This is a genomic window from Hydrocoleum sp. CS-953 (assembly GCF_002260545.1).
GTDB lineage: Bacteria > Cyanobacteriota > Cyanobacteriia > Cyanobacteriales > Microcoleaceae > Trichodesmium.
In genome coordinates this window covers 1-4,318 of sequence record NZ_LGSU01000705.1, presented here as the reverse complement: position 1 = coordinate 4,318, position 4,318 = coordinate 1, and the positions used below count along the sequence as shown (strand labels likewise).

The 4,318-nt window shown below is 33.6% G+C and carries 3 protein-coding genes; 2 read left to right on the top strand and 1 reads right to left on the bottom strand.

All coding sequences use genetic code 11. From position 1 onward, the window contains the following. The first annotated feature begins 458 nt into the window (after positions 1-458). Positions 459-842 carry a DUF4346 domain-containing protein gene (locus tag AFK68_RS08230; protein WP_094672317.1) on the top strand — a complete coding sequence of 128 codons (384 nt, stop codon included), beginning with the start codon at positions 459-461 and terminating at the stop codon, positions 840-842. A 594-nt stretch (positions 843-1,436) separates the two neighbouring features. Here AFK68_RS08230 and psb32 read toward each other — a convergent pair. After that, positions 1,437-2,168 carry a photosystem II repair protein Psb32 gene (gene psb32, locus AFK68_RS08225; RefSeq protein ID WP_094672316.1) on the bottom strand — a complete coding sequence of 244 codons (732 nt, stop codon included), beginning with the start codon at positions 2,166-2,168 and terminating at the stop codon, positions 1,437-1,439. Positions 2,169-2,868: 700 nt separating this feature from the next. On the opposite strand from psb32, the gene AFK68_RS41280 reads away from it, so the two are divergent. Further along, entirely contained in the window at positions 2,869-3,111 is a 243-nt protein-coding gene (locus tag AFK68_RS41280; protein ID WP_246844068.1) for a transposase, read from the top strand. Positions 3,112-4,318: the final 1,207 nt, after the last annotated feature.

Below are 4,318 nucleotides of genomic sequence, written 5' to 3'. Positions count from 1 at the left end.
AAAAATTTTCTCTCAGGTTGGTCTAAGTATTTTCAGGATTATTGTCATGGAGTAGATTCAAGATATTTTCCGAAAAAAAATCCTCTTTTGCCTAGTTTATGAATTTCCTAGTAAAATAACATAAGTAGTTTTCTGTTCTTAATTGGCATATAATTGATTATACTAGGCTAAACTTTGATTTCCAAAAAAATACCAAACTAAAATAATTGATTTAATCTTTTGATTTATATCTGATTTAGATATATTCTCTATTTTTATCTTCCTTTGAATCTTGAGATATAATTCCTAAGACTAGATATTGACTGAAAAGTAATATTTGTTATTACCATTATAAATCACTGTTTCGAGTATACTGGTCAAAATTTATCTCGCCAAAAAGATTGCGCTATGCTAGTAGTATTATGCCTAAATTCAGATAAAAATGTAGAATAAAATACAGGTAATTATAAATTTGAACTATGAATCTAAAATTTGAAGACATAACCACAATTGATGAAAAGCTTTCAAAACGTCACATAGACCTCGATCCAGGTGGTTACTTCATTATTTTTATTGACCAAAAAGCGAGGTTAATTTGTGCAAAACACTTCACTAATATTATTGATGAACGAGGTTTAGCTATAGATCCAGAAACAGGAAAACCTATTCCAGTAAAAGGAAAAGTAGAACGTCAAGAAACTACAATATTTACTGCTAGAACCGCAAAAGAAATGTGTATCAAAATATTTGAAGAAACCCACCCTTGTCAAGTCACAATGTTAGATCATGCTGCTTATTTAGGAAGAGAATTTTTGCGTGCTGAAATAGCTTTATTAAATGGCAAAGAATATATTCAAGATTAATTGAAGTAGCACTCAATACTCAATTTATCACAGTTCATAATGGGATATTTAGGGCTTGCTGAAAAAGTCTTTGAGTAGTTGTAGAAGTCATAATTCAGGAGTCATAATTCAGGAAAAATGGGGAATTTAGAGGAGGTAGTCAAAAGAATAACCCCTTAATTTTTCTCTAAATATTTAGCATTTTTTGCTCAATTTTTGCACCTTTTTAACCTAAAAGTTGGTACTTTTTTGAGACATAAAAACGCTAAAAGCTTTATCTGTAAAGGCTTTTATATTTAATCAGCAAGCCCTATTTAAACCTCCATTAACACACACCAGGCGCCTTTTCAAACTCTTGTGGGTTACTTAACCCTTTAATTTTTACCCCTCCAGTTAAATACTATTTGCGGAGCATTCTGTCAGGAAAAGCTCATAGCTTTAAGGTGTTGTTAATTGGTGGGATGATTTTCTACTAGAGGTGATATCTATCACTTCCTCTGGTTAAATATTTAGAGGTATTAGAAACAGACTACTCTTAAAGTTTCATCTCTTGATTTACCAACGCCAAATAAGGAGAATGGTTAGACTATATTTTCTTTCCATTCTCCTTAATTTTTATCCAGAAAAACCTTGATACCAGAAATAAGTAACCATCGGCACAACTGTAGCAACGATTAACAATACAACCACCACAATAGTTGCACTTTGATCATCAGTTTCTTCTGCTGACTTAAAAGTAGCTGCTACTTGTGCTGAAAGTTCATCCTTAACTTCTGGTGGACCTGGATCGGTTTCTCCAGATAATACAGCAGTTAGGCGATCGCTAGCTGCCAAAAAAGCCTCATTATATTTATTTCCATCTCTAACAGGTACTTGAATAGTTTCGTCAACTACACTCTGAGTAATTTCATCAGACATAATTTCTTGAACTGCATCACCAATACGAATTGCATCATTATTAGTGAGAGTATCTAGTACCAATAAAGTTTGATTAGCTTTTGCTTCTGGAGTGGGGAACCATTTGTCAAATAGTTTCTCAGTAAAACTATCTGCCGTCTCACCATAGTCTAGGCGACGGATAGTCACAAATCTAACTTCATTTCCTGTAGCATTGGCCAAATTTTCCAAAGAATTTTTCAGTTTACTCTTAGTGACTCGACTCAGAACATCTGCATCATCAACGATAAATGTACGATCGCCTGCCGTTAAATTGGGCATTTGATAAACTCCTGTTGCGGATGCAGATGATACTGGCACAATAGTGGCCAAAATAACTAATAGTAGAGATACTATTAGAATTTGGAGATTTTGAAGATTTAAGGTTTTGTTGAATATTTGTACAGTCATATATTTCTTAAAGTAATGGGGGAATTACCTAAATAACACGGGAGCATGAAAGCTATCGTCTTTTAAGCGATGGATGAAAGGCGAGGAGTCGGATTTTAATCCGATGTATTTTATTTGACCCAAAAGCAACGTTGAAGGCCCCCATCTCTGAACTGGGGGGATGAAAACAAGGTAGTCGTTTGGACTAGACAACTTTAGTTGTCCTAGTCGTACTATGATCGACAATAAGTTTTCGTTCCGCCCCTTTCCAATGTACTCTTGTCAGCAAGTTTTAGTAAATAAAAATTCTGAATTAATTGCTATTTTAACATTCTTATGTGAACAGTCTCACAAGCTCACTAACATGGGAATATATTATGTCAGGCAACTATATTTTAAGTCTCAAAAAGCCATTGGCAAGTATGACTTAGAAAAGGTATACAAAAAGAACAATCACTATAAAGTTCTACATTCGCTCTTCAGCACAACAAATATTGAGAACTGTAGCGGAATTATTTAGGTTTTATTATGGTCTTATTATTGCCTATAATGAAGGTAAAATCACAAACAGACCAAAGATTCCTAACTACAGAAAAAAAGGGGGAATGACGACAGTTAGTTACCCGGCTCAAGCATTAAAACTTAAAGAGAATCACGCTTAGAGTATCACGCTTAGAATACCTGTAAACCCTGGTTTGGAGTAGATAGCTTTTTAATTCCAATGCCGAGTAATCTAGAATTTTCATCTCTGAAAGAACTGAGAATATTACCGATAAACAGATGTTTTACCCAAGAATTTATCTATGAAAAAGAAATAGTAGTTAAACCTCTATTAAATCAAGACAATGTATTAGGAATTGACCATGGTTTAAATAATTGGTTGACCTGTATATCTAATGTAGGTACTAGCTTGATAGTAGATGGTAAACAGATTAAATCAATGAATCGTACCTGCAACAAATAAGTATCAACTATTAAAGAAAATCAGCCTCAAGGATTTTGGTCAAATAGACTAGCTGCCATTACAGAAAAGCGTAAACGCCAAATGCGTGACGGTATCAATAAAGCAGCCAGAATAGTCATTAATCATTGTTTAAAAATCAGCTCGGTACAATTGTTTTTGGTTGGAATAAAGGTCAGAAAAATGAAATAGAATTGGGAAAAAAAGTAATTCATAATTTGTACCAATTCCTACAGCTAGACTCAAAGAAAGAATAGCTCAATTATGTTCTGAATATGGAATAATATATTTAGAAATAGAAGAAAGTTATACAAGTATTGCTTCCTTTTTAGATGGCGACTATCTACCTAATTATGGTCAGAAACCCGATGATTGGAAACCATCAGGAAAAAGAACAAAGCGATGCAGCGCCACCAAAGGGGGTTTCCCCCATGAGCGACTGCATCAAGACAGCGTGGTTTGTATAGAACAGGTAATAATTGGTGTATGAATGCAGACTGTAATGGAGCTGCAAATATCATCACAAAAGTAAGCAGAAAGCTAAGTTTAGACTTAAGCCGACTGTGTAGGGGCACAATGAAATTGTCCCCAAAGAATATATCTTTGGTCAGCTAAGAATAGACGAAGCAACACGGATTTATCCTGTTGCGTAGTATCTGCTTAGAATCCCCGTGACTTTAGTCCGGGGAGTAGTCAATCAAACAATCTTATTTTTTGTAAAATGGCCGTTTTGCAGAGCTTCCCAATGAAATTTAACTACTAAATTTTTATCATACCTGATTAAGGGAATATATTCCGCTTCATTACCTAAAAATTAAGGTATAAAGCCTCTCCATTCATAGAGAAACAAAGACAAAAAAATCCTTTTAGTCAATCCTATTCTTGATCAGAAGAGATAATTATTAATTATTAATTATTAATTCTTGAATTGATACCTTTGTTCCTTCCTAAGCATTCAGCAATTGATGTGAATTAAGCAATTACTAATACCATTTTACTTTAAGGATATCATAAATAGTTTCAAAGTTATTATGTCAAATGATCCGTTGAAACTATTGTTAAGTCAAAGTTTTCTATCTATTAAATTTTAATGCCTGAATTCCGTGAAACGGTATAAGGTTAGGTGATAGCTGAACGCCAAATTTTTACCCAAAAACCAAGGTCTAAAGCCTTCTATTATAGAAAAAAAGTGCTAGGATATTTCCTTATA